Genomic DNA, 21979 nt, shown 5'->3' with positions numbered 1-21979 from the left:
TATAGGGGTAGCACAGCTAGCGTTCGGGTGCAGGTGACCTGGGCTTCCTGTCGTCGCTGCGAGACGCCGTACCCCGGTGACGGGTGGAGATGTCCTGCCGTCTACGTAGCACCCATTTCTCGCACTCCACGATCAGGAACAAGGCGATGCTGCTCACCATGATGGCCAACCAGTGCTGCACGCCGAGGGCCTCGCTATCGAATAGCGTCTGCATGAAGGGGAGGTAGGTCCAGCCGAGCTGCAGCAGGGTCACCACTCCAATGGCGAGCCATACTGGGCGGCTGCCGAAGATGCCCTTCAGAGACAGCGCGCTGTTGAGCAGGAAACGGCTGTTGATGAGGTAGGCGGCACTGCCCATGACCAGCATGTTGACCGCACCGGCGCGGGCGAGCTCCTCGCTGCCGTCCTGGGCCAGCAGGAGCCAGGTGAACATGCCGAACACACCCGCCAGCAGCAGTATCGAGACGAACACCACTCGCCATAGCAGAAACAGGTCGAGCAGGGCCGAGGAAGGGTCGCGTGGCCTGCGCTGCATGAGGTCGGGCTCGCCTTCCTCGAACGCCAGAGCCAGGCCCAGGGTCACCGCTACCACCATGTTGACCCACAGTGCCTGCAGCGGCGTTATCGGCAGCAGGGTACCGGCCAGTACGGCGAACATGATGGCAAGGCCCTGGCCCCCGTTGGTCGGCAGCAGGAACGTCACCGTCTTGCGAATGTTGTCGTAGACCTTGCGGCCCTCTTCGATGGCGCCGACGATGGTGGCGAAGTTATCGTCGGCCAGCACCATCTCGGCGGCTTCCTTGGCCGCTTCGGTTCCCTGTACCCCCATGGCCACGCCAACGTCGGCTCGCTTGAGTGCCGGCCCGTCGTTGACGCCGTCACCGGTCATCGCGCAGATGCCGCCACGGGCCTGCATGGCCTGCACCAAGCGCAGCTTGTGTTCCGGTGCGGCCCGGGCGAACACGTCCACCTCGACAATGCAGCGCTCGAGTTCCTCGTCGGACATGGCTTCCACGTCGCGGCCGGTCAGCGCCCGGTCGGTATTCGCAAAGCCGAGCTGCGCGGCAATGGCGCGGGCGGTCACGGCATGATCGCCGGTGACCATCACCGGGCGGATTCCGGCCTGGAGACAGCGCTTCACCGCCTCGATGGCGGCCTCGCGCGGCGGATCGAGCAGGCCCACCAGGCCCAGCAGCACCAGGCCAGCTTCCGCGTGGGTCTCGTTCAGTTCGTCGCCGATGCGGTCGGCCTCCTTCTCCGCCAGGGCCAGCACGCGCAGCCCGCGGGAGGAGAGCGCATGGATGCGCGCTTCCCAGGACGCATGATCCAGCTCGCCGTCGCCGTCCGCCGTGCGTACCTTGTGGCACATCTCCAGCAATCGGTCCGGCGCCCCCTTGACCAGCAGACGCTGGCCTTCCAGCTCGTTGAGCGTGGCCATGTACTTGCGCTCGGACTCGAAGGGAATGGCGTCCCGGCGGGGATGGCGGCAGCGTAGCTCGCGGCTGTCGATGCCGCCCTTGGCGGCCGCCACGACCAGTGCTCCCTCGGTGGGGTCGCCGTGTATGGCCCAGCGTCCTCCTTCCTCGGCCAGCTCGGCGTCGTTGCACAGCGTGCCGACCCGGAGGAAGTGAGCTAGCGCCGGGTGGTCGTCCAGCACGATTTCCTCGCCGTTACTGTCGCTTTCGGTGTCTACCGGGGCGAAATGAAAAGCGCCATCGGGAGCGAAACCGACCCCGGTAAGGCGAAACTCGCCCTCGGGTAGCCAGATCGCCTGGGCGGTCATCTCGTTGCGAGTGAGGGTGCCGGTCTTGTCGGAGAAGATGGTCGAGATCGAACCCAAGGTCTCCACGGCCGGCAGGCGCCGGATGATGGCGTTGCGCCGGGCCATGACCTGGACGCCGAGGGCCAGGGTGATGGTGACGATGGCCGGCAGCCCCTCCGGGATGGCGGCCACCGCCAGCCCCACCGCCGCCATGAACATGGCGCTGATGCGTTGGTCGTGGACGATGACGCCGATGGCTGCTGTAAGGACCGCGGCGCCCAGGATGAATGCCGCCAGCACGCGACCGGCCCGGTCGAGCTGTTGCAGTAGCGGCGTCTTGAGCTTCTCTACGCCGCGCAGCATCTCGGAGATGCGCCCGATCTCGGTGCGGGTGCCGGTCTCCACCACTAGCCCCCGGGCGGTGCCCTGCACCACGATGGTACTGGCGTAAACCATGCTGCTGCGGTCACCGAGGTCGGCACTCTCATCGACCGGGTCGATCTGCTTGTCGACCGGCGTTGACTCGCCGGTCAGTGCCGCCTCCTCGGTGCGTAGTCGCTTGGCCTCGAGCAGGCGCAGGTCGGCGGGCACACGATCACCGCTCTCCAGCATGACGATATCGCCGGGAACCAGGGCCTCGGCATCAATGGTCTGGCGCCTGCCGTTGCGCAGCACTGCCGCCTGGGGCGAGAGCAAGTTGCGAATCCCTTCCAACGCCTGCTCGGCCTTGCCCTCCTGGACGAAGCCGATCAGCGCGATGATAACGACGACCCCGACGATGGCCAGGGCGTCCATCGCATGGCCGAGGCCCAGGCTTGCTACCGCAGCCAGCAGCAGAATGATCATCAGGATGTTGTTGAACTGCTCCAGCAGGCGTTTCCACCAGGGGCGCCCCTTGGCCTGCTGCAGCCGGTTATGGCCGTAGCGCTCCAGGCGTGATGCCGCTTGTTCGTCATCGATACCATTTCGGTCGCATTCGAGTCGCTGGAAAGCTTCTTGTTCACTGAGCGCATGCCAGGCGGTGCGATGAGCGACGTGACGTTCGGCCATTCCCTTAGCTCCGGTCGTAAAGAAGGGTGACGCCAGATGTAACACACTCCTATGCTGCAATGCAGTGATCTGGCGCAACGAACAAAGGCCAAGTCCCCGCGGGATGGGAGCTTTGCGATGCGGTGGTAGTGGCAGCGGGAAGAGCCCGGCGTGCGCTATGATGGTGGCTCGTTCAGTGCGAGAGAGCCAATGACCTTGCGACGAGAGACTCGCTGCCCTTGCGGCAGCCAGCTTACGTTGGCCGCCTGCTGCGGCCGCTTTCATGCCGGTGAGCCGGCGCCCACCCCGGAAGCGCTGATGCGCTCCCGATACAGTGCCTTCGTGCTGAACCTCGACGACTACCTGCACGATACCTGGCACGCCGGCACGCGCCCGGCGGAGCTCTCCCTCGACGAAGAGACCCGCTGGGTGCGTCTCGAAATGCTCGATCACGGCCACGAGGAGGATCGCGGCCGGGTGCATTTTCGCGCCACCTTCCGCGAGGGTCGCCGCTGGGGTGTACTGGAGGAGAATTCCCGCTTCGTTCGTGAGGCCGGTCGCTGGGTTTACCTGGACGGTACGCCCAGCATCACTCGCCTCAAGCCCGGCCGCAACGCCTCGTGCCCTTGTGGCAGCGGGCGTAAGTTCAAGAGCTGCTGCGGCCCGACTTGAGCCCTTGTCACAGGGTCATGGCGGCCAGCCAGCCGAAGGCGATCAGGGGGATGTTGTAGTGCAGGAAGGTGGGTACCACGGTGTCCCAGATATGATCGTGCTGGCCGTCGGCGTTGAGCCCGGCGGTAGGGCCAAGGGTCGAATCCGAGGCCGGGGAGCCGGCATCGCCCAGCGCCGCGGCGGTACCCACCAGGGCGATGGTGGCCATGGGCGAGAAACCGAAGCTGAGTGCCAGCGGCACGTATAGCGACGCGATGATCGGCACGGTGGAGAATGACGAGCCGATGCCCATGGTGATGAACAGGCCCACGAGCAGCATGATCAGCGCCGCCAGGCCCTTGTTGTCGCCAATCAGTTCCGCCGAGCCCTCCACCAGGGCGGAGACCTCACCGGTCGCCTGCATGACACCGGCGAAGCCGGCCGCGCTGATCATGATGAAGCCCACCTGCGCCATCATGCGCATGCCTTCGGTGAAGATGCCGTCCTGCTCGTGCCAGCGGAACACACCGCTGACCGAGAGCAGAGCGAAACCGAACAGACCGCCCAATACCATGGAGCCCGAGAGCAGCTGGGTGGCCACTGTGCCCACCAGCGCCGCGGCGAGTACCGCCATCTGCCACGGCGCCAGGTGCCGAGCGGCCTGGGCCGGCGTCTCGTCGCCGTGAGCCAGGTCGCGGTCGTCGTAGTGGCGCGGTTTGCGATAGCTCAGTAGTGCCGCCACGACGAGCCCCAGCGCCATGCCGCCGATGGGGATCAGCATCGCCATGGGCACCATGCCGCGGGTCACCTCGAGACCCAGCTCGGCGCCGCTCTCGTTGAGATTGGACAACAGGATATCGTTGAGGAATATCGAGCCGAAGCCTACCGGCAACAGCATATAGGGCGCGGTGATGCCGAAGGTAATCACGCAGGCGGCAAGCCGGCGATCCAGGCGCAGGTGATTCATCAGCTTGAGCAGAGGCGGCACCAGTACCGGGATGAAGGCGATATGTACCGGAATCAGGTTCTGCGAGCTGACCGCGGCGGCGAGCAGGGCGCCCAGCAGGGTGAAGGCGACCCAGCGGCGGCTCGCCGGCTGGTCGTCCAGATGCAGGCCACGTATGGCGCGCTCGGCCAGCAGTTCAGTTACGCCGGAGCGTGAAAGGGCCACGGCGAAGGCACCCAGCACGGCGTAGGCCAGGGCGACGGTAGCGCCGTTGCCCAATCCTTCGTTGAATGCGCTCATGATGTCGCCGATCGGCAACCCTGCCACCAGGCCACCCACCAGACTGGCGGCTATCAGGGCGAAGACGACGGAAACGCGGGCAAGGCTCAGGGTGACCATGACCAGGATGGCCAGAACGATGGCATTCATGCGTGGCTCTTTGGATCCAGAAAACGTGGAAAATGAAGCGCGAGGCAGACGGAAAACCCCGAAGCCAGGCTTCGGGGTGGCATATCTTACCAGGAAACTACCGAGTTAGTGGCTTGGCAGCAGTTCTAGCGGCATCAGGTCGTTGAGCGTTCGCGAGGCAAGCAGTTGGATGGCCTGTTCGATATCGGGGGCGAAGAAGCGGTCACGGTCGTAGTAGTCAACCCTACCCCGCAGGGCCTGGCGCGCCTGCTCCAGTCCCTCGGTGGTCGAGAGCCCTTGGCGGAAGTCGAGCCCCTGGCAGGCCGCCAGCCATTCGATGGCGAGGATGCCGCGCACATTGTCGGCCATCTCCAACAGTCGCTTGCCGGCGGCCGGTGCCATCGAAACGTGGTCCTCCTGGTTGGCCGAGGTGGGCAGGCTGTCGACGCTGTGCGGGTGGGCCAGGGCCTTGTTCTCGCTGGCCAGCGCCGCGGCGGTGACCTGGGCGATCATGAAGCCGGAATTGACGCCGCCGTTCTCCACCAGAAACGGGGCAGCTGCGACATGTGGGTATCCATCATCAGCGAGACGCGGCGCTCGGTGAGCGAGCCGATCTCGGCCAGGGCCAGTGCCAGGTTGTCCGCGGCCATGGCCACCGGCTCGGCGTGGAAGTTGCCGCCCGAGAGAATGTCACCCTCGGCGCTGAACACCAGCGGATTGTCCGATACTGCGTTGACCTCCACCGCCAGCACGTCGGCGGCCTGGCGGAGCTGGGTCAGCACCGCGCCCATCACCTGGGGCTGGCAGCGCAGCGAGTAGGGGTCCTGGACCTTGTCGCAGTGTGCGTGGGAATCGCTGATCTCGCTGCGCTCGCCCAGCAGGTGGCGATAGGCCGCGGCGGCGTCGATCTGGCCGCGCTGACCGCGAGCGGCGTGGATACGGGCATCGAAGGGCGCGCGGGAGCTGAGCGTGGCCTCTACCGTCAGCGCGCCGCACACCGTGGCGGCGGCATACAGGTCTTCGGCCTCGAACAGCCCCTTGAGTGCGTAGGCGGTAGAGACCTGGGTGCCATTGAGCAGCGCCAGTCCCTCCTTGGGGGCGAGGCTGAGCGGCTCGAGCCCGGCGATTTCGAGGGCCTGGCGGGCGGGGATCCATTCGCCACGATGGCGGGTCTTGCCTTCACCGAGCAGCACCACGCTCATATGGGCGAGCGGTGCCAGGTCGCCGGAGGCGCCGACGGAGCCCTTGAGGGGAATGTGCGGGTAGACCTCGGCGTTGACCAGGGCGAGCAGGGCGTCGAGTACCTCACGGCGGATACCGGAGAAGCCTCGGGCCAGGCTGTTGACCTTGAGCACCATGATCAGGCGTACCAGGGCGTCTTCCATGGGCTCGCCGACGCCGGTGGCGTGGGACAGCACCAGCGAGCGCTGGAGATCCTCCAGATGCTCATGGTCGATGCGGGTCTGGGCCAGCAGGCCGAAACCGGTGTTGATGCCGTAGACGGTGCGGTCCTCGGCCACCACGCGATTGACGCAGTCGACGGCACGGTCGATGGCCGTGTCGGCGCTATCGGGCAGCGTCACCCGCAGCGGTGCCTCGAAGACCTGGCGCGCCTGGGCCAGGGTCATCTTGCCGGGTTGGATGTCGAGATGGTTCATATTGGATTCCTGTCGGCCTCTTGACCTTGATGCGTACCTCGGCGGAACTATGCCGCGGCAGGCCTGCGAGGAGGCGCTGTGAACCCGTCCCTGGGCGCTACCGATTCCATCCCTGGAATCGGACCTCCTCTTCGGCCTGCCCCGACCGTTCCCTGCACTGGTTGGTGGCGTGGCTATGCCGTGATAACGGAGGCTCTTACTTATCGAGCATCGGCAGATCCAACCCATTTTCCCGGGCGCACTGCTTGGCGATATCGTAGCCGGCATCGGCGTGGCGCATCACCCCGGTGCCCGGGTCGTTGCGCAGCACCCGGCCCAGGCGGGCATGGGCGTCATCGCTGCCGTCGGCGACGATCACCACCCCGGCGTGCTGGGAGTAGCCCATGCCCACGCCGCCGCCGTGGTGCAGCGAGACCCAGGTGGCGCCGCCGGCGGTATTGAGCAGGGCATTGAGCAATGGCCAGTCGGAGACGGCGTCGGAGCCGTCCATCATGGCCTCGGTCTCGCGGTTGGGGCTCGCCACCGAGCCGGAGTCGAGGTGGTCGCGACCGATGACCACGGGGGCCTTGAGCTCGCCGCTCTTCACCATCTCGTTGAAGGCCTGGCCGAGGCGGGCGCGATCCTTGAGACCCACCCAGCAGATCCGTGCCGGCAGCCCCTGGAAGCTGATGCGTTCCCGCGCCATGTCGAGCCAGTGGTGCAGGTGCGGGTCGTCGGGGATCAGCTCCTTGACCTTGGCGTCGGTCTTGTAGATGTCCTCCGGGTCGCCGGAGAGCGCCGCCCAGCGGAAGGGGCCGATGCCCTGGCAGAACAGCGGACGAATGTAGGCCGGCACGAAGCCGGGGAAGTCGAAGGCGTTGGCGACACCCTCTTCCTTGGCCATCTGACGGATGTTATTGCCGTAGTCGAAGGTCGGTACGCCCATGGCCTGGAAGTCGAGCATGGCCTGCACGTGCACCGCCATGGACTGCTTGGCGGCCTTGACCACGGCGTCGGGCTCGGCTTTGCCCCGCTCGACGTAGTCGTCCCAGCGCCAGCCGGCTGGCAGGTAGCCGTGCAGCGGGTCGTGGGCACTGGTCTGGTCGGTGACCATGTCCGGCTTGATGCCACGCTTGACCAGCGCCGGCAATACCTCGGCAGCGTTACCGCACAGGCCGATGGAGACTGCCTTGCCCTCGGCGGTGTAGCGCTCGAGTCGCGTCAGGGCGTCGTCCAGGTCGTTGGCCTGCTCGTCCAGATAGCGGGTGCGCAAGCGGAAGTCGATGCGTGACTGTTGGCACTCGATGTTGAGCGAACAGGCACCGGCCAGGCTTGCCGCCAGCGGTTGGGCGCCGCCCATGCCGCCGAGGCCGGCGGTCAGGATCCAGCGGCCGGTGAGATCGCCGTCGTAGTGCTGGCGGCCGGCCTCGACAAAGGTTTCGTAGGTGCCCTGGACGATACCCTGTGAGCCGATGTAGATCCATGAGCCGGCGGTCATCTGGCCGTACATCATCAGGCCCTTGCGATCCAGCTCGTTGAAGTGTTCCCAGTTGGCCCAGGCCGGCACCAGGTTGGAGTTGGCCAACAGGACGCGCGGGGCGTCCTTGTGGGTCTCGAACACCCCGACCGGCTTGCCCGATTGGATCAGCAGGGTCTGGTTGTCCTCCAGGCGCTTGAGGGTCGCGACGATGGTGTCGAAGCACTGCCAGTCGCGGGCGGCGCGACCGATGCCGCCGTAGACCACCAGATCCTCGGGACGCTCGGCCACGTCGGGGTGGAGGTTGTTCATCAGCATGCGCAGCGGTGCCTCGGTGAGCCAGCTCTTGCAACTGAGCTCGGGGCCGGTGGGGGCGGCGATGCGGCGGCTGGGGTCGTGTCGTGTATCGGTGAGGGGGGAATGGCTGTTCATCGGCATGCTCTCTGTTGTCGTAGGCGGTTGTCTTGGGTTTCGGTCAGGTATCCAGCGTGAGCAGGTGGACCAGGCGAGCCGCGGCGCGTGCGGTGCGAGCGTCGATATCCAAGCTGGGGTTGAGTTCGGCGATGTCGGCCAGGCGCAGCTTGCCGCTGTCGCGAACCGTCTCGATCAGCGGCTCGAGCAGCGCCAGCGATACGCCGCGGGCGGCGGGGGCGCTGACACCGGGTGCCTCGGCGGCCGGCAGCACGTCGAGATCGAAGGTCAGGTAGAGGTGGTCGCAGCGCGCCATGAAGCGTTCGAGCTCCCTCTGAATGGCCTCGAGCCGGTGCAGCAGGAATTCACGGTCTTCCTTGATCAGCACGCCGAGTTCATGGGCGCGGCTGAACAGTGCCCGGGTATTGCTGGCTCGACTGACGCCGAGGCAGGCATAGCGGAACGGCCAGCCGCGGGGGTGGCACTCGGCGGCGATCTGGGCGAAGGGCGTACCCGAGGAGTGCACATGGTCGGGATCGCGCAGGTCGAAGTGAGCGTCGAAATTGACGATGCCGATCCGGGGCGCTGCTTCGCTGCGTGCTTCCAGATGCCGGGCCAGGCCCGACCAGCTGCCGAAGGCAACTTCATGGCCGCCACCCAGAACGACCGGCAGATGGGAACCGTCCAGCAGAGCGGAGATCCGCTCGGCCAGACGCTGTTGGGCGACTTCCAGGTCGGCGTTGCCGTGGCAGGTCACGTCGCCGGCGTCATAGATGGGTGCCTGGCGGTGCCAGGCCAGCGGGGCCAGGGCACGGCGCAATGCCCGGGGCCCTTCGGCGGCCCCGACGCGCCCCTGGTTGCGCGCCACACCCGCGTCGCTGGCGAAGCCAAGCAGGGCGACGCCCGGGCTGACGTCGCGCTTGAGGGGGGTGATCACCTGGTGCCAGCGCAGGCTGTCGGGTTCCGGGTCTTCGCGCCCGGCCCAGGGCGACATATCGATGGCCGGATCAGCCAGGTGCAGCTCGCTATTGGCTTGGACCATGGGTCACTTCTCCTCGATAGATGCGTTGACGCAGGCGGCCGGGTTGCACGGCGTAGGCCAGTTCGGCGGGCGTTTCGACGTCCCACAGGCAGAGGTCCGCCGGGGCGCCCTCGACGATGCGACCGAGGGAGCAGTCGTGCAGCCCCAGGGCGCGCGCGCCACGGGCGGTCATGCCGGCCAGCGCTTCGCGCGGCGTCAGGCGGAACAGCGTGCAGGCCAGATTGAGCATCAGCGTGGGCATGAACAGCGGCGAGCTGCCGGGGTTGGCGTCGGTGGCCACCGCCATGGGCACGCCGGCTTCGCGCAGTGCCGCGACAGGCGGCAGTTGGGTTTCGTGCAGCGTGTGAAAGGCGCCGGGCAGCAGCACCGCCGTGCTTCCTGCCTTGCGCAGGGCAGCGACGCCGGCCGCGTCGAGATATTCGATATGGTCGGCGGAAAGCGCGCCATGGCGGGCCGCCATGGCGCTGCCACCCAGGTTCGAGAGTTGCTCGGCGTGGGCCTTGATCGGCAAACCGTATGCCTTGGCGGCCTCGAAGACGCGCTCGCACTGGGCGACCGAGAAAGCGATCTTTTCGCAGAAGACGTCCACCGCATCGGCCAAGCCCTGCTCGGCGGCCGCGGGAATCATCTCGCGGCATACCAGGTCGATGTAGCCGTCGCTGTCGTTCTTGTATTCCGGTGGCAGGGCATGGGCTCCCAGCAGGGTGGTCACCACCCGCACCGGCAGTTCCTCACCGAGGCGCCGCGCCACGCGCAGCATCTTCAATTCGTCGGCGACTGTCAGGCCGTAGCCGGACTTGATCTCGACGGTGGTCACGCCTTCGCGCAGCAACGCGTCGAGCCGCGGTCGCGCCATGGCGAAGAGCGCCTCCTCACTGGCGGCTCGGGTAGCATGAACGGTGCTGAGGATGCCGCCGCCCTGGCGGGCGATTGCTTCATAGCTGACGCCCTCCAGCCGTTGCTCGAACTCCTCGGCCCGCGAGCCACCGAATACCAGGTGGGTATGGCAATCCACCAGGCCGGGCGTCAGTACGCCACCACGGCCCAATGTCTCGCAGGTCTCCGCTTCGACGGGGTCGAATTCACTCATGGGGACGACGCGCTCGATGGTGTCGCCCGCCACCACTACTGCCATCGGCTCGGGCAGGGTGTCGAGGCCGTCGAACAGCGTGACGTCTCGCCAGAGTCGGCGAGACGGGGACGTAGCCGTGGCTGGCATGCGGTTCTCCTGTCGGGCTGTTTTGTATATACAATTAATGCAACCATGACGAGGCGTCAAGCGCAACAACGATCGTGATCGGGGCATGCAGCGGAGACGCATCGTCGCCTACCTGTCAACCCACTGAATAGACACGTTTATCCTCGTGCCATTCCGCTTCATGCCACGGCGCCGTATCGGCTCACCTAGACCAAGGTATTAGGCGCTGGGCAGGGCGGATGTTGGCGGTTGTGGGAAAAATATTGTATATACAATAACGTGCCTGTCGCTGCGTCCGCACAGCGGCGTCACAATCACAATGAAAGGAGCTTCCCATGGACCTGCCGAAATCGGCGACCCAGTCGTCGCGACACGGTAGCTGGCTCACGGTGGCCAAGCTGCTCGTTCCCAGTGCGCTGGGAATCCTGATCTTCTTCGTACCCGTCAGCCTCGGCGGGAGACAGACCATCCTGCTCGATCATATGGTGACCGCGGCACGTGACCTGCTCGGCGAAGCCGCCGGTCTCTATGGGCTTGTGCTGATCGTGGCGGGTGCTGCCTACCCGCTGGTGAAGGGCTACTGGCGACGCAGCCTGACGGAGCGAATCTTCACCATGTTGAAGCTTGCCGGCGTGGTCGTGGCGATCATGGCTCTCACGGGTTGGGGGCCGTCGGTGTTGCAGGAACCCGACATGCTGCCGTTCCTGTTCGACAAGCTGGTGATCCCGGTAGGCCTCATCGTGCCGATCGGCGCGGTGTTCCTGGCCCTTTTGATCGGCTACGGCCTGCTCGAGCTGATCGGGGTACTGCTGCAGCCCGTGATGCGGCCGATATGGCGTACGCCTGGGCGCTCGGCCATCGATGCCGTGGCCTCTTTTGTCGGCAGCTATTCCATCGGTCTGCTGATTACCAACCGGGTCTATCAGGCGGGGCAGTACTCGGCGCGTGAAGCGGCCATCATCGCTACCGGTTTCTCCACGGTGTCGGCGACCTTCATGATCATCGTGGCGCGCACGCTCGAGTTGATGAATGTATGGAATCTCTACTTCTGGCTGACGCTGGCGATCACCTTCGTCGTGACCGCCATCACCGTGCGCCTGCCGCCGCTGTCACGGCTGGACGATGCGAAAACCGATAGCGAACCCGTAGCACCCTCGGGCATGCGCATGACGACTGCTTGGCGTACGGGTTTGGCAGTGGCGGACAAGGCCCCGGCACTGCATCGCAGCGTGGCGCTCAACGTGCGCGAGGGGTTGCTCATGGCGATCAGCATCCTGCCGTCGATCATGTCAGTGGGACTGCTTGGGCTTCTTGCGGCCAAGTACACTCCGCTATTTGAGTGGCTGGGCTGGCTGTTCTATCCCTTCGTGGCGATCTGGGGGCTCGACGATGGCATGGCATTGGCACAGGCATCCGCGGCGGGGCTGGCCGAGATGTTCCTGCCGGCGCTGCTGATGGGCGAGGCCGAGTTCGTGGCCCGCTTTGCCGCCGGAGTGGTGTCGGTGTCCGCGGTGCTGTTCTTCTCCGCCTCGATTCCCTGCATTCTCGCCACCAGCATCCCGCTGTCGGTGGGGCGCATCGTGATGGTCTGGTTCCTGCGCGTGGCGCTCAGCCTGTTGCTGGCGGTACCGGCGGGCTTTCTGGTGCAGACGTTGACGGCAAGCTAAGTAAAGGAAGAGTGAGGCGTGCAGTGACGAAGCCGGGGGCTGCCCGGCTTCGTCACGTCGGCATTCAGCTGCCGTTGCGGTGCACGGCGGTGCGCAGCTTGTAGCGGTCGCCGGGATGGATCAGTCGCGCGTAGCTGATCAGTTGCTCGCCGGACCAGGTGCGCCGTGTCATGCTCAGGCATGGCTGGGTTGCCACGGTTTCCAGACATTCGGCGGTGGTGGCATCGACCAGCACTGCTTCGACGACGTGCTCAATATCGCTGATGGGGCAGGCCGCCACTAACACCTCGTTGGGCGTCTTGCGCCTGAAATCGCTATCCAGGTAGTTCGGGACCCAGCGCGGGTTGACGAAGCGGTCCTCCAGTTGGATCGGCACCCCGTTCTCACGATGGACGATGCGCGTATGGAAGGTGCGCGTGCCCAGGCGAACGCCGAGGCGCAGCGCCACTTCGTCGTCGGCGCTGATGGCCTCGGCGAGTAGCACGTCGTTGCTGTAGGCATGGCCGCGGCCGCGTACTTCCTCGGCGATGTTGTGCACTTCCACCAGCGATGATTCCGCCTTGCGGTCGGTAACGAAGGTGCCGAGCCCCGGTTGACGCGTCAGATAGCCCTGCTGAACGAGGTCGCGGATCGCCTTGTTGGCCGTCATTCGGCTGACGCCGAAGTCGCGTGCCAGTTTCTCCTCGGGAGGGATCTGATGATGTGCGGGCCACTCGCCGCCTAGTATCTTCTCCAGCAGGTGCTGCTGAATCTGCAGGTAGAGGGGGGGAGTGCTGCCCATGGGTAGGTTTCCTGTGCCAGCTTGTATATACATAGTCTACCTGGCTCCTCTTATTGAGGCATCCGTTGCCTTGAGTCAGGGCGCGTGCCGTGAGGGGGCGAGGATAGAGCACCCGTGAAAAGGGGAAACTTGCCATTGCTGGCGGCACGTCCTCTCATGCTCGCTATTCCCCTGACTCAAGAGAGGTACGTCAGGCATGTCTCGCACCACCCGGCTTCTCGATCTCATGCAGATCCTGCGACGCCATCGCCACCCGGTCAGCGGGACGGCGCTGGCACAGGAACTGAACGTCTCGCTGCGCACCCTGTATCGCGATATCGCTTCGCTGCGTGCCATCGGTGCCGAGATCGTAGGCGAGCCGGGAATGGGTTATCGGCTCGAGCCTGGGTTGATGCTGCCGCCGTTGATGTTCTCGGAAGAGGAGCTCGAGGCGCTGACGCTGGGGCTCAGGTGGGTGAGCCGCCGCACGGACGATGGGCTGTCGCATGCCGCCGGCGAGGCCCTGGCCAAGGTGGCTGCGGTACTGCCCGGCGAGCTGCGGTATCGCATGCAGGATACGGCGCTGGTGGTGGGGCCCGGCTGGGAGCGTCGCCAGCGCGTCGACCTTGAGGCGCTGCGCCGGGCCATACGCGGTCAGGTCAAGTTGTGTCTCGTTTATGTGGATCAACGAGGCGTGCGTTCGGAGAGAGTCGTCTGGCCCATAGCGATCGCCTTCTTCGAGTCGACTCGACTCGTCGTCGCCTGGTGTGAACTCAGGCAGGCCTTTCGCAGCTTTCGTGCCGATCGAATCGAATCGGCTCGTCTCCTGGGAGAGCGCTACCCAAGACCGCGAGCGGTGTTGGAACGAGAGTGGCTGAGCACACTGCTGCCAGAAACTGTCAGTACCGTCGGCTATTCTGGTCGTACCTCAAACCGAACGAAGGAGCGAACCGTGGAACAGGATCTTGTCTTCTATACCAACCCGCTGTCGCGTGCCGGCATCGTTCACTGGATGCTGGAGGAGATCGGCCAGCCCTATCGTATGGAAGTGCTCGAGTTCGGTACCTCCATGAAGTCGCCGGAGTACCTGGCCGTCAATCCGATGGGCAAGGTGCCGGCAATTCGTCATGGCGCTACCGTGGTGACCGAGTCGGCGGCGATCTGCGCCTATCTTGCCGAGGCCTTCCCAGAAGCCGGCCTCCTGCCGGCACCCGAGGCTCGGGGAGCGTATTACCGCTGGTTGTTCTTTGCCGCGGGCCCCATGGAGATGGCGCTGTCGCTCAAGCATGCCGGCTTCCCGGTCACGCCGGAGCAGGAGCAGCAGTTCGGCTGCGGCAGATACGAGACGGTGGTCGAAACGCTTGCCGACGCCGTGGCAGGACGCCAGTACATCGCAGGCGACAGCTTTACTGCCGCGGACGTCTACGTCGGCTCGCACATCGGTTGGGGCATGCAGTTCGGCACGCTCGAGCGGCGTCCGGAGTTCGAGGCCTATTGGGCCGGCCTCAAGGATCGGCCGGCCAATCGGCGCAGCGAGGCGTTTATCGCCAAGGCCATGGCTGCCCAGGCAGGATCGGGAAACCTGCAGCCAAGCGCGCCATGACGCTGCTCGTTACCGGAACCTAGATGACCGAGATGCGGTCGCGGCCCGAATGCTTGGAACGGTACATCCCGCGATCCGCAGCCCGCAGCAGCGACTCGATGTCCTGGCCGGTGGTACCGGTTTCGAGCGTGGCCAGGCCGAAGGAGGCCGTTACCTGCAGCCCGCTGTCGTTGGCGAGGTTCTGTGAGGCGAAGCGCGCCCTCAGGCACTCGGCTAGGGAGCGCGCCTCCTGCGTATCGTGCCCTGGCAGGATCAGGACGAACTCGTCGCCACCGTAGCGACCGACATGTATCCCGTTCTCTTCCATGACCTGGCGCAGAATGCCGGCCAGTTCGATCAGCACGCGGTCGCCGGCTTCATGACCGAAACGATCATTGACCTCCTTGAAATGGTCCAGGTCGACGAAGATCACCGAAAGCGGTGTTTCGTCACGACGACTCTCCTCCAGCGCCTCGCGCAGCGTCGTCTCCAGGTGGTCGCGGTTGTACAGCCGGGTCAGCGGGTCCAGTTTCGCCTTGAGTTCGAGCTCCTTCTGCTCGCGGCGCAGCCGCTCGAGCTCCAGCTCCTTCTGTTTGAGGTCCTGCTGCAACCGGGCAGTGCGTTCCAGCAGAATCATCCTGGCCTCGTGCATGATACGCTTGGGATCCAGCCACTCAGGCGGGCGCACGTTGTAGAGTGTGGCCACGGCGGGCAGCTGCTCCTGCAGGCCGATCAATTGAGACAGCATCTCGTCGGTTTCGAGCCTGAAGAAGCCGGATAGCTGGGTGGCGAGTTCGCTCAAGGCGGCTTCGCCCTGGAGCCAGGCATCGGCGATCAGGCCCGAGGCGACGATGCAGTTCTTGGCCTTCTGGTCGTCCGTGTCGGCCATGACGAGGGACTGGTGGCTGCTGCGTATCCAGTCGGCGGTGCGCAGCGAGAGTTTCCAGCGGTGCGCAAGCCATTCTCCCACGCAAGTATGATCGATGCCGTAGACCTCGCGCTCCAGTTGGGCAAGGGCCCGGTGATCCTGCGCCTGGGCCATCAGCGACAGGTAGCGCTCGCTGTCGACTGACTGAATGCCGAGCATGCCGATATCCTGCAGGAGGGCAGCCGTGAAGATCGCACTGCTCTCCGCTGCGAGACCTGCGCGCTCGGCGAGCAGCCGCGCGCTCATGGCGCTGACCAGGGAGCGCTGCCAGTAGCGTTCGAGATTCAGTTGAGCGGCGGTCTGGCTGCTTGCGGTATGGACGAGACTGCATCCCAGGGCGAGCGACAGGGTGCGTTCCATGCCCAGGCGATTGACGGCTTGCTGCAGATCCTCGACGGGATGTTGATTGACGTAGAAGACGGTATTAGCCAATGAGAGGAGATGCACCGAGAGGGCGGGATCGCTGCCGATGGCCGCAACCATGTCGCGTAGATCCACTTGGGGATCGCGAGCGAGTTCGATGACACGTAGCACGACTTGCGGCAGGGAAGGAAGCTGATCGCAGCCTTCCAGGGAACGCCTCAGCGAAGCAGGGATCACATCGATTCTCCTTTATCTTTCTACATCCCTAAAGACTTTCCTTGCGTTGAGTCATCGGACTGGCTCATGGCGCGGTCAACTCAGGAGGGCTCTGTCCGGTTAATTTTGGTTAAGTTTTTAAACAACTGATTAAACTCTGCCACCTAGTGTTAGTCAATCACCTGCATTAAGTAGCGTTAAATAAGGAAGAGCATGCGACACGGAGTCGAGGCGCCTGATGCATGATCGTATCGAGGCGTTGGACGTACTGCGCGGTGTGGCGCTGCTCGGCATTCTGGTGATGAACGTGCAGGCCTTCGCCATGCCTTACGCCGCGTACCTGAATCCAACCGCCTGGGGGCGCCTCGAGGGCACCGACATGGTGGCCTGGGTCGTTGCGCACCTATTGGCCGATCAGAAGATGTTGGCGCTCTTCGCGATGCTGTTCGGAGCCGGCATCGTGCTGTTTGCCGACAGTGCCGAGTCCAGAGGCCTCTCGCCGCTATCACTGCACTACCGGCGCAACGGCTGGCTAATGCTGTTCGGCCTCGTCCACGCCTACCTGATCTGGTATGGGGACATACTCTTCACTTACGCGATTTGTGCCTTCGCCCTCTATCCATGCCGCCATCTTTCCCCGGCTCGGCAACTGTCGCTGGGTATGGCGCTGCTGGCAGTCGCCTCGCTACTGTTCATGCTGTTTGACGGGATGATGTCGACGTGGTCCGAGGCGGAGCGTCTGGCTTTCGAGGCCGACTGGTCGCCTTCCGCTGAGCAACTGGCTGCCGAGGTCGAGCGCTACCGCAGCGGATGGGTAGCACAAATGCCTCATCGCGCAGTGCTGGCGCTGGAAGCGCAGACCATGACCCTGCTGGTATGGGGCTTCTGGCGGGCAGCGGGGTTGATGCTGATCGGTATGGCGTTGTTTCGGTTGGGCGTGCTGACCGGCCAGGCAGAGCGAAGGGTCTATCTCGCCATGCTGGGCATGGCCCTGCTGCTTGGGCTCCCCCTGGTCGCCTACGGCGTGCATTGGAATTTCTCCAACGGTTGGGGGCCGCGCTCGCTGTTCTTCGGTATCCAATTCAATTACTGGGGGAGTGTGTTGGTCGGCATGGGCTGGTTGGGGGGTGTGATGCTCGTCATTCAGGCGGGTAGGTTGCCACGGCTGCGGTTCAGGCTGGCGGCAGTGGGAAGGACGGCCTTCAGCCAGTACATCCTGCAGAGCGTGCTGTGCAGTCTGATTTTTTACGGTCACGGGCTGGGTTGGTTCGGCAAGTTGGAGCGCAGCGAACAATTTGCGGTCGTGCTGGCGATCTGGCTGCTGCAGCTGTGGTTGGCACCGCGCTGGTTGCGACACTACCACCACGGACCGCTCGAATGGCTATGGCGCTCGTTGACTTACCGGCAATGGCAGCCCTTCAGGCGCTGACTGAGTGAGCCCGGCCATCGGCCGGGCCGTCTCTTTCATGAAAGCTTCTAGTCATGAAAGGTTCTTGCCGCCCTGAGGATCTGAAGCGTCGTAATCCTGAGTGTCGTCGGGTGGGGAGCCTGGCTCGAGCGAGGTTTTGTGCTCATAGTCGCGTGCGGCCCTGATGGCTTCGGGCTCGCTGTCGTGGCGAGAAATCTCCTTCGGCAGATTGGGGTCGGTGACGTCGACGACCTTCCATCCGCTTACCACTACCGCCTCGCGGCTCTCTTCCTTGATCGGCTCGACACGTGCCGTGCGCGTCATGGGAATCCTCCATGCTGTTGAACCCATACTAACCATGGCAGAGTCAGTCACACTTGGCGAACGGGGGTGACGTAATTCTTATGCCGTTACGCTTGACCTGGCCCAGGGTGGCGTCCATACCAGAAGTGTCATCACCGACATCAGGAGGTCAGGATGAAGAAATGGTTAGGTGCCGCAGCAGCCTGGTGGTTGCGCAAGCCGGAAAATCGCGCAAAATTGAAGCGTAAGGGCAAGCAGATGCTCGACGGATTCCGTGGACGCCAGTCGCGTTCGACGTCACAGCACGAGGGTCGTCGTAACCCTTGATGCTTCGTCCTTATTAATCGAGACACCCATGCCCGGCCATACGCTGGGGCATGACACGTCAGAAACCTATCCTTCCCCAGCGAGGCAGGCCGAGTCTATGAGTCGCCGTATGGAGAGCCCCGCTGCGGCTCGCAATCGCCAACCGATACTCGACGTTCTGAGCGCGATCTTGCCGCAGCAGGCCCGAATCCTCGAGGTGGCCAGCGGCAGCGGGGAACACGGCGTCCATGCCGCCGGAGCCAAGCCGGGCTGGCTATGGCAGCCCAGCGACCCGAACCCCGAGGCGCGCAGCTCCATCTCCGCCTGGCGCGAGCATGCGGGGCTCGATAACCTGCTTGAACCGCTGCCGTTGGATGTGGCCGGGATCTGGCCTGCCGGGCCCTTCGACGCCGTGGTGGCGATCAACCTGGTGCATATCTCGCCATGGGAAGTGACCGAGGCGCTGATGGCGAGATCAGCAGAGCGCCTGACGGAGGGCGGCGTGCTGTATCTGTACGGGCCTTATCGCCGCAACGGTCGGCATACCGCACCGAGCAATGCGGCCTTCGATGCCGACCTCAAGACACGCGATCCCCGTTGGGGAGTGCGGGATCTCGAAAACGTCGTGACCGAGGCGCAGCCGTACGGTTTCATGCTCGAGCGAGTCATCGATATGCCGGCCAACAACCTCAGCGTGGTGCTGCGGCTGCACCCCTGATCGGGCTTACTGCTCCGTCTCGAGATTGCGGTTCTCTTCGATCTCGCCCGGTACCCGGTAACGCACGCCTTCGGCCTGGCGATCTTCCTCGTAGCGCCGGGTTTCCTCCTTGGCAGGTACGCCCCACAACGTCTTGCGACTGCCGTCTTCATAGGTATAGGTCGTGCAGCCGGCGAGCAGGGCGAGGCTCAAGGGAATGGCGATGCGCAGCATGAGAGTCACGGCAAATCTCTTCGACAGGTAGCGAACATGCGGCCAGCCTGAGGCCAGGCCGCACGGGCGTCAAGAGGAACCTGCCTCAGCCGGAGAGCCCCAGCAGGATCGGGCCATAGACGACCATCAGCAGCACCGCGACCAGTCCCAGCAGGTAGGGCAGGATGGCCCGTGTGATGCGCTCCAGCGGCAGCTGGGTCACCGAGGAGGCGACGTAGAGATTGATCGCCACCGGCGGCGTGATCATGCCGATCGCCAGCCCCATCACGATGATGATACCGAAGTGGATCGGATCGATGCCGAGCTGCAGTACCAGGGGCAGCAGTACCGGCGTGAGGATGATCAGGGCGCTTGCGGTTTCGATGAACACGCCGGTGAGCAGAATCACCGCCACCACTAGCAGCATGATCACGTAGGGGTCGGTGGAAAGCGACAGCACCGCCTGGGCAATGGCGCTGGGTACTTGCCAACTGGAGAGCGTCCAGCTCAACACCGCCGAGGTGGCGATGACCAGCATGATCACTGCGGTAGTGATCGCCGAACGGATCAGAATGCGGTAGACGTCGGCCGGGCTCAGGTCGCGATAGACGAACAGCGATACGAGCAACGCGTAGTTGACCGCCACCACGGCCGCTTCACTCGGCGTAAAGATTCCGGAAAAGATACCGCCCAGTATGATGACCGGTGTCATCAGGCCCCAGCTGGCGCCCTTGAAGGTTCGCCAGATGGTCGCCGCCGACAGGACAGTGCCGCGTGGGTAGTTGCGCCGGTAAGCCTGAACGATGGCGATGGTGGCAAGGCCGATACCCATCAGGACGCCGGGTACGATGCCGTTGAGGAATAGCTTCGACACCGACTGCTGGGCGATGACGGCGTAGATGATCATCGGCACGGAGGGAGGTATCACGACACCAATGGTACCGCTGGCGGCTACCAGGCTGGCCGCCGAGGCGGGGTCGTATCCCTTGCGCTTGAGCTCCGGTACCAGGCTCGAGCCCACCGCTGCGGTCGTGGCCGCACCGGAACCCGAGATGGCGGCGAAGAACATGCCGGCACCGACCGAGACGACGGAAAGACCGCCCTTGAGGAAGCCGAACAGGGAATCGGCGAAATCGACCAGCTTCTCGCTCACCTTGCCCTGAGCCATCAGGTCGCCGGCCAGGATGAACATGGGGACCGCCACCAGGGCGAAGGAGTTGATGCCCTGGAACATCTGCTGGGTGACCACCATCAGCGGTACGCCCTGGGCGCTGAGCGCGAGCAGGGTGCTGGCACCGATGGCCAGTGCGATCGGCACGCCGAGAAGCATGAAGAGGAAGAACAGGACGAACAGCAGGCCCGTCATGCCGGCGGCTCCTCGGCAGAGTCGCTGCCGGTTTCGGTGGCACTGGGCCCCTTGACGATGAGTTCGATCGCATCGACCAGCGCATACCATGCCATGATCGCGGCGGAGAGGGGAATCACCGCGTAGACATAGGTCATCGAGATTCGCAGCGAGGCCGAACGCTGAAAGCTCTGCACCTGCATGTAGCGATAGCCGACCACCATCAGGGCGGCGAGGAAGCCCAATGCCACCAGTACCGCCGCGATACGCGCCAGCTGTGCCAGGCGCAGGGGCAGGGCATCGACGACGAACGTCACGGCGATATGTCGCCCGCGCTGAAAGGCCAGGGTAGCGCCGAGAAAAGTGATCCAGATGAGCAGGAAGCGGGCAATCTCCTCGGTCCAGCCCACCGCGGTAAAGAAGACACGTGAGACGATCTGCAGCGTGATCACGCCGATCAACGCCGCCATGCCCAGAAATACAATGGGCTGGATGACGGCGTCGAGAGCGCGTTCGCTACGCTGCAGCAGGCCCATGAAGGCGTGCAGCGAGGCGTTCACTTACTGCAGGGCCTCCTGAATGCGGGTGAGGTAGTCGCCGAACTGGTCACCGTACTCCTCGTAGACCGGCTCGACGGCGGACTGGAAGGCCTCGAGGTCAGGATCCTCGATGATCTCCATGCCGGCGGCGCGCAGCTCGTCAAGCTGGTCGGCCTCCATCTCGGCGTTCATGCGACGCTCATGCTCGGCGGCCTCCTGGGCGGCTTCGACCAGGACCTCCTGGGCAGCTTCGGGAAGCTGGTTCCAGGCCGGCATGCCCATGACGAAGATCGCCGGCGCATAGGTGTGGCGCGACAGCGTCATGTGATCCTGGGTTTCGTAGAGCTTGAACGAGTGGATGACGTTGACGGGGTTTTCCTGTCCGTCGATCGTGCCCTGCTGCATGGCGGTGAGGGCCTCGGTCCAGGCCATGGGAATGGCGTTGGCACCGAGTTCACGGAAGGTGTCGGTGTAGACGGGGTTTTCCATCACGCGGATGCGTAGACCGTCGAGATCCTCGGGGCTGCGCACGGGACGTTCGCTGTTGGTCAAGTTGCGAAAGCCACGCTCGGCGTATGCCAGGCCCTTGAGGTTGACGTCGGCTAGCTTGTCGAGCAGCTCCTGGCCGATGTCGCCATCGAGCACCTCATAGGCGGCTTCCGGTGAGGGGAACAGGAACGGCAGTTCGAAGACCGCCATCTCTTCGACGAAGTTGGCCACCGGCCCGTTGGTGATGACGCCCATGTCGACGGTGCCGATCTGCATGCCTTCGAGCAGGGTGCGCTCGTCGCCCAGCGAAGCGTTGGGATAAAGGTCGATGGAAACGGCCCCTTCGGTACGCTCGGCAACCAGTTCCTGGAATTTCACCGCGGCGATGTGAAAACCATCCTGCTCGTTGACCACATGGGCCAGGCGCAGGGTGACCGGTTCCATGTCCTCGAAATCGGAGGCCTGGGTGGTGGAAACCAGGGCGAGCGAGATGCCAAGTGCCAGCGTGCTGCGTGCAAACGTTTTCATTTTAATTTTCCTTTGTCATGTCAAACCGTTAAGAGGATGCCCCAGCGGCCCCGACAGGGTCAATCGTCACGCTG

At 64.5% G+C, this 21979-nt stretch carries 18 protein-coding genes and 1 pseudogene; 6 read left to right on the top strand and 13 right to left on the bottom strand.

Annotated elements, in window-relative coordinates; translation table 11 throughout:
* Positions 1 to 16 precede the first annotated feature (16 nt).
* Positions 17 to 2812 (bottom strand): cation-transporting P-type ATPase, encoded by a 2796-nt coding sequence (locus ACOJCM_RS00535; protein WP_445210101.1) that lies wholly within the window; start codon positions 2810 to 2812, stop codon positions 17 to 19.
* Between the two features lie 189 nt (positions 2813 to 3001).
* On the opposite strand from ACOJCM_RS00535, the gene ACOJCM_RS00530 reads away from it, so the two are divergent.
* Positions 3002 to 3463 (top strand): YchJ family protein, encoded by a 462-nt coding sequence (locus ACOJCM_RS00530; protein WP_445210100.1) that lies wholly within the window; start codon positions 3002 to 3004, stop codon positions 3461 to 3463.
* 7 nt (positions 3464 to 3470) lie between these two features.
* On the opposite strand, the gene ACOJCM_RS00525 is transcribed toward ACOJCM_RS00530, so the two are convergent.
* The 5 genes and pseudogenes from ACOJCM_RS00525 to hutI form a co-directional block, all read right to left on the bottom strand.
* Entirely contained in the window at positions 3471 to 4817 is a 1347-nt protein-coding gene (locus ACOJCM_RS00525; protein WP_445210099.1) for a Na+/H+ antiporter family protein, read from the bottom strand.
* 105 nt (positions 4818 to 4922) lie between these two features.
* Positions 4923 to 6424 (bottom strand): annotated as a pseudogene (gene hutH / locus ACOJCM_RS00520) (histidine ammonia-lyase).
* Between the two features lie 226 nt (positions 6425 to 6650).
* Positions 6651 to 8342, bottom strand: coding sequence for a urocanate hydratase (gene hutU / locus ACOJCM_RS00515; protein WP_445210098.1), 1692 nt, complete (start codon positions 8340 to 8342; stop codon positions 6651 to 6653).
* 43 nt (positions 8343 to 8385) lie between these two features.
* On the bottom strand, positions 8386 to 9363 hold the full coding sequence (gene hutG / locus ACOJCM_RS00510; protein ID WP_445210097.1) for a formimidoylglutamase: 978 nt from the start codon (positions 9361 to 9363) through the stop codon (positions 8386 to 8388).
* Positions 9347 to 10582: an imidazolonepropionase gene (hutI, locus tag ACOJCM_RS00505; protein WP_445210096.1), complete on the bottom strand. Its 1236-nt coding sequence runs from the start codon at positions 10580 to 10582 to the stop codon at positions 9347 to 9349. Before hutI ends, hutG begins: the two co-directional genes overlap by 17 nt.
* Positions 10583 to 10896: 314 nt before the next feature.
* Between hutI and ACOJCM_RS00500 the strand changes: the two genes are divergently transcribed.
* Positions 10897 to 12228: a YjiH family protein gene (locus ACOJCM_RS00500; RefSeq protein WP_445210095.1), complete on the top strand. Its 1332-nt coding sequence runs from the start codon at positions 10897 to 10899 to the stop codon at positions 12226 to 12228.
* Positions 12229 to 12292: 64 nt separating this feature from the next.
* Here ACOJCM_RS00500 and hutC read toward each other — a convergent pair whose 3' ends face one another.
* Positions 12293 to 13009 (bottom strand): histidine utilization repressor, encoded by a 717-nt coding sequence (gene hutC, locus ACOJCM_RS00495; RefSeq protein WP_445210094.1) that lies wholly within the window; start codon positions 13007 to 13009, stop codon positions 12293 to 12295.
* Positions 13010 to 13205: 196 nt separating this feature from the next.
* On the opposite strand from hutC, the gene ACOJCM_RS00490 reads away from it, so the two are divergent.
* Positions 13206 to 14591 carry an HTH domain-containing protein gene (locus ACOJCM_RS00490; protein ID WP_445210093.1) on the top strand — a complete coding sequence of 462 codons (1386 nt, stop codon included), beginning with the start codon at positions 13206 to 13208 and terminating at the stop codon, positions 14589 to 14591.
* Positions 14592 to 14610: 19 nt separating this feature from the next.
* On the opposite strand, the gene ACOJCM_RS00485 is transcribed toward ACOJCM_RS00490, so the two are convergent.
* Positions 14611 to 16098 carry an HDOD domain-containing protein gene (locus ACOJCM_RS00485; protein ID WP_445210092.1) on the bottom strand — a complete coding sequence of 496 codons (1488 nt, stop codon included), beginning with the start codon at positions 16096 to 16098 and terminating at the stop codon, positions 14611 to 14613.
* Between the two features lie 217 nt (positions 16099 to 16315).
* On the opposite strand from ACOJCM_RS00485, the gene ACOJCM_RS00480 reads away from it, so the two are divergent.
* Entirely contained in the window at positions 16316 to 17506 is a 1191-nt protein-coding gene (locus ACOJCM_RS00480) for a DUF418 domain-containing protein (protein WP_445210091.1), read from the top strand.
* Positions 17507 to 17557: 51 nt separating this feature from the next.
* On the opposite strand, the gene ACOJCM_RS00475 is transcribed toward ACOJCM_RS00480, so the two are convergent.
* The gene (locus ACOJCM_RS00475; protein WP_445210090.1) at positions 17558 to 17809 is read right to left on the bottom strand and encodes a hypothetical protein; all 252 of its coding nucleotides are present in this window, start codon (positions 17807 to 17809) and stop codon (positions 17558 to 17560) included.
* 153 nt (positions 17810 to 17962) lie between these two features.
* Here ACOJCM_RS00475 and ACOJCM_RS00470 point away from each other — a divergent pair, with 153 nt between their 5' ends.
* The gene (locus ACOJCM_RS00470; protein ID WP_445210089.1) at positions 17963 to 18115 is read left to right on the top strand and encodes a hypothetical protein; all 153 of its coding nucleotides are present in this window, start codon (positions 17963 to 17965) and stop codon (positions 18113 to 18115) included.
* Positions 18116 to 18224: 109 nt separating this feature from the next.
* Positions 18225 to 18812, top strand: a complete 588-nt coding sequence (locus ACOJCM_RS00465; RefSeq protein WP_445210088.1) for a DUF938 domain-containing protein — start codon at positions 18225 to 18227, stop codon at positions 18810 to 18812.
* 6 nt (positions 18813 to 18818) lie between these two features.
* On the opposite strand, the gene ACOJCM_RS00460 is transcribed toward ACOJCM_RS00465, so the two are convergent.
* From ACOJCM_RS00460 to ACOJCM_RS00445, 4 genes are all read right to left on the bottom strand, one after another.
* Positions 18819 to 19025, bottom strand: coding sequence for a hypothetical protein (locus ACOJCM_RS00460; RefSeq protein WP_445210178.1), 207 nt, complete (start codon positions 19023 to 19025; stop codon positions 18819 to 18821).
* A gap of 85 nt (positions 19026 to 19110) precedes the next feature.
* On the bottom strand, positions 19111 to 20370 hold the full coding sequence (locus ACOJCM_RS00455; protein ID WP_445210087.1) for a TRAP transporter large permease: 1260 nt from the start codon (positions 20368 to 20370) through the stop codon (positions 19111 to 19113).
* Positions 20367 to 20885, bottom strand: coding sequence for a TRAP transporter small permease (locus ACOJCM_RS00450; protein WP_445210177.1), 519 nt, complete (start codon positions 20883 to 20885; stop codon positions 20367 to 20369). Before ACOJCM_RS00450 ends, ACOJCM_RS00455 begins: the two co-directional genes overlap by 4 nt.
* 24 nt (positions 20886 to 20909) lie before the next feature.
* Positions 20910 to 21905: a TRAP transporter substrate-binding protein gene (locus tag ACOJCM_RS00445; protein WP_445210086.1), complete on the bottom strand. Its 996-nt coding sequence runs from the start codon at positions 21903 to 21905 to the stop codon at positions 20910 to 20912.
* Positions 21906 to 21979 lie beyond the last annotated feature (74 nt).

This window comes from Billgrantia hypersalina (assembly GCF_052584175.1).
This window is presented reverse-complemented; position numbering and strand designations above follow the sequence as displayed.

Bases quoted from the DNA above. Each gene is read 5' to 3' on its own strand.
- ACOJCM_RS00535 (WP_445210101.1), bottom strand. From the start codon at position 2,812: ATGGCCGAACGTCACGTCGCTCATCGCACCGCCTGGCATGCGCTCAGT.
- ACOJCM_RS00530 (WP_445210100.1), top strand. From the start codon at position 3,002: ATGACCTTGCGACGAGAGACTCGCTGCCCTTGCGGCAGCCAGCTTACG.
- ACOJCM_RS00525 (WP_445210099.1), bottom strand. From the start codon at position 4,817: ATGAATGCCATCGTTCTGGCCATCCTGGTCATGGTCACCCTGAGCCTT.
- hutU (WP_445210098.1), bottom strand. From the start codon at position 8,342: ATGAACAGCCATTCCCCCCTCACCGATACACGACACGACCCCAGCCGC.
- hutG (WP_445210097.1), bottom strand. From the start codon at position 9,363: ATGGTCCAAGCCAATAGCGAGCTGCACCTGGCTGATCCGGCCATCGAT.
- hutI (WP_445210096.1), bottom strand. From the start codon at position 10,582: ATGCCAGCCACGGCTACGTCCCCGTCTCGCCGACTCTGGCGAGACGTC.
- ACOJCM_RS00500 (WP_445210095.1), top strand. From the start codon at position 10,897: ATGGACCTGCCGAAATCGGCGACCCAGTCGTCGCGACACGGTAGCTGG.
- hutC (WP_445210094.1), bottom strand. From the start codon at position 13,009: ATGGGCAGCACTCCCCCCCTCTACCTGCAGATTCAGCAGCACCTGCTG.
- ACOJCM_RS00490 (WP_445210093.1), top strand. From the start codon at position 13,206: ATGTCTCGCACCACCCGGCTTCTCGATCTCATGCAGATCCTGCGACGC.
- ACOJCM_RS00480 (WP_445210091.1), top strand. From the start codon at position 16,316: ATGCATGATCGTATCGAGGCGTTGGACGTACTGCGCGGTGTGGCGCTG.
- ACOJCM_RS00475 (WP_445210090.1), bottom strand. From the start codon at position 17,809: ATGACGCGCACGGCACGTGTCGAGCCGATCAAGGAAGAGAGCCGCGAG.
- ACOJCM_RS00470 (WP_445210089.1), top strand. From the start codon at position 17,963: ATGAAGAAATGGTTAGGTGCCGCAGCAGCCTGGTGGTTGCGCAAGCCG.
- ACOJCM_RS00465 (WP_445210088.1), top strand. From the start codon at position 18,225: ATGGAGAGCCCCGCTGCGGCTCGCAATCGCCAACCGATACTCGACGTT.
- ACOJCM_RS00460 (WP_445210178.1), bottom strand. From the start codon at position 19,025: ATGCTGCGCATCGCCATTCCCTTGAGCCTCGCCCTGCTCGCCGGCTGC.
- ACOJCM_RS00455 (WP_445210087.1), bottom strand. From the start codon at position 20,370: ATGACGGGCCTGCTGTTCGTCCTGTTCTTCCTCTTCATGCTTCTCGGC.
- ACOJCM_RS00450 (WP_445210177.1), bottom strand. From the start codon at position 20,885: ATGGGCCTGCTGCAGCGTAGCGAACGCGCTCTCGACGCCGTCATCCAG.
- ACOJCM_RS00445 (WP_445210086.1), bottom strand. From the start codon at position 21,905: ATGAAAACGTTTGCACGCAGCACGCTGGCACTTGGCATCTCGCTCGCC.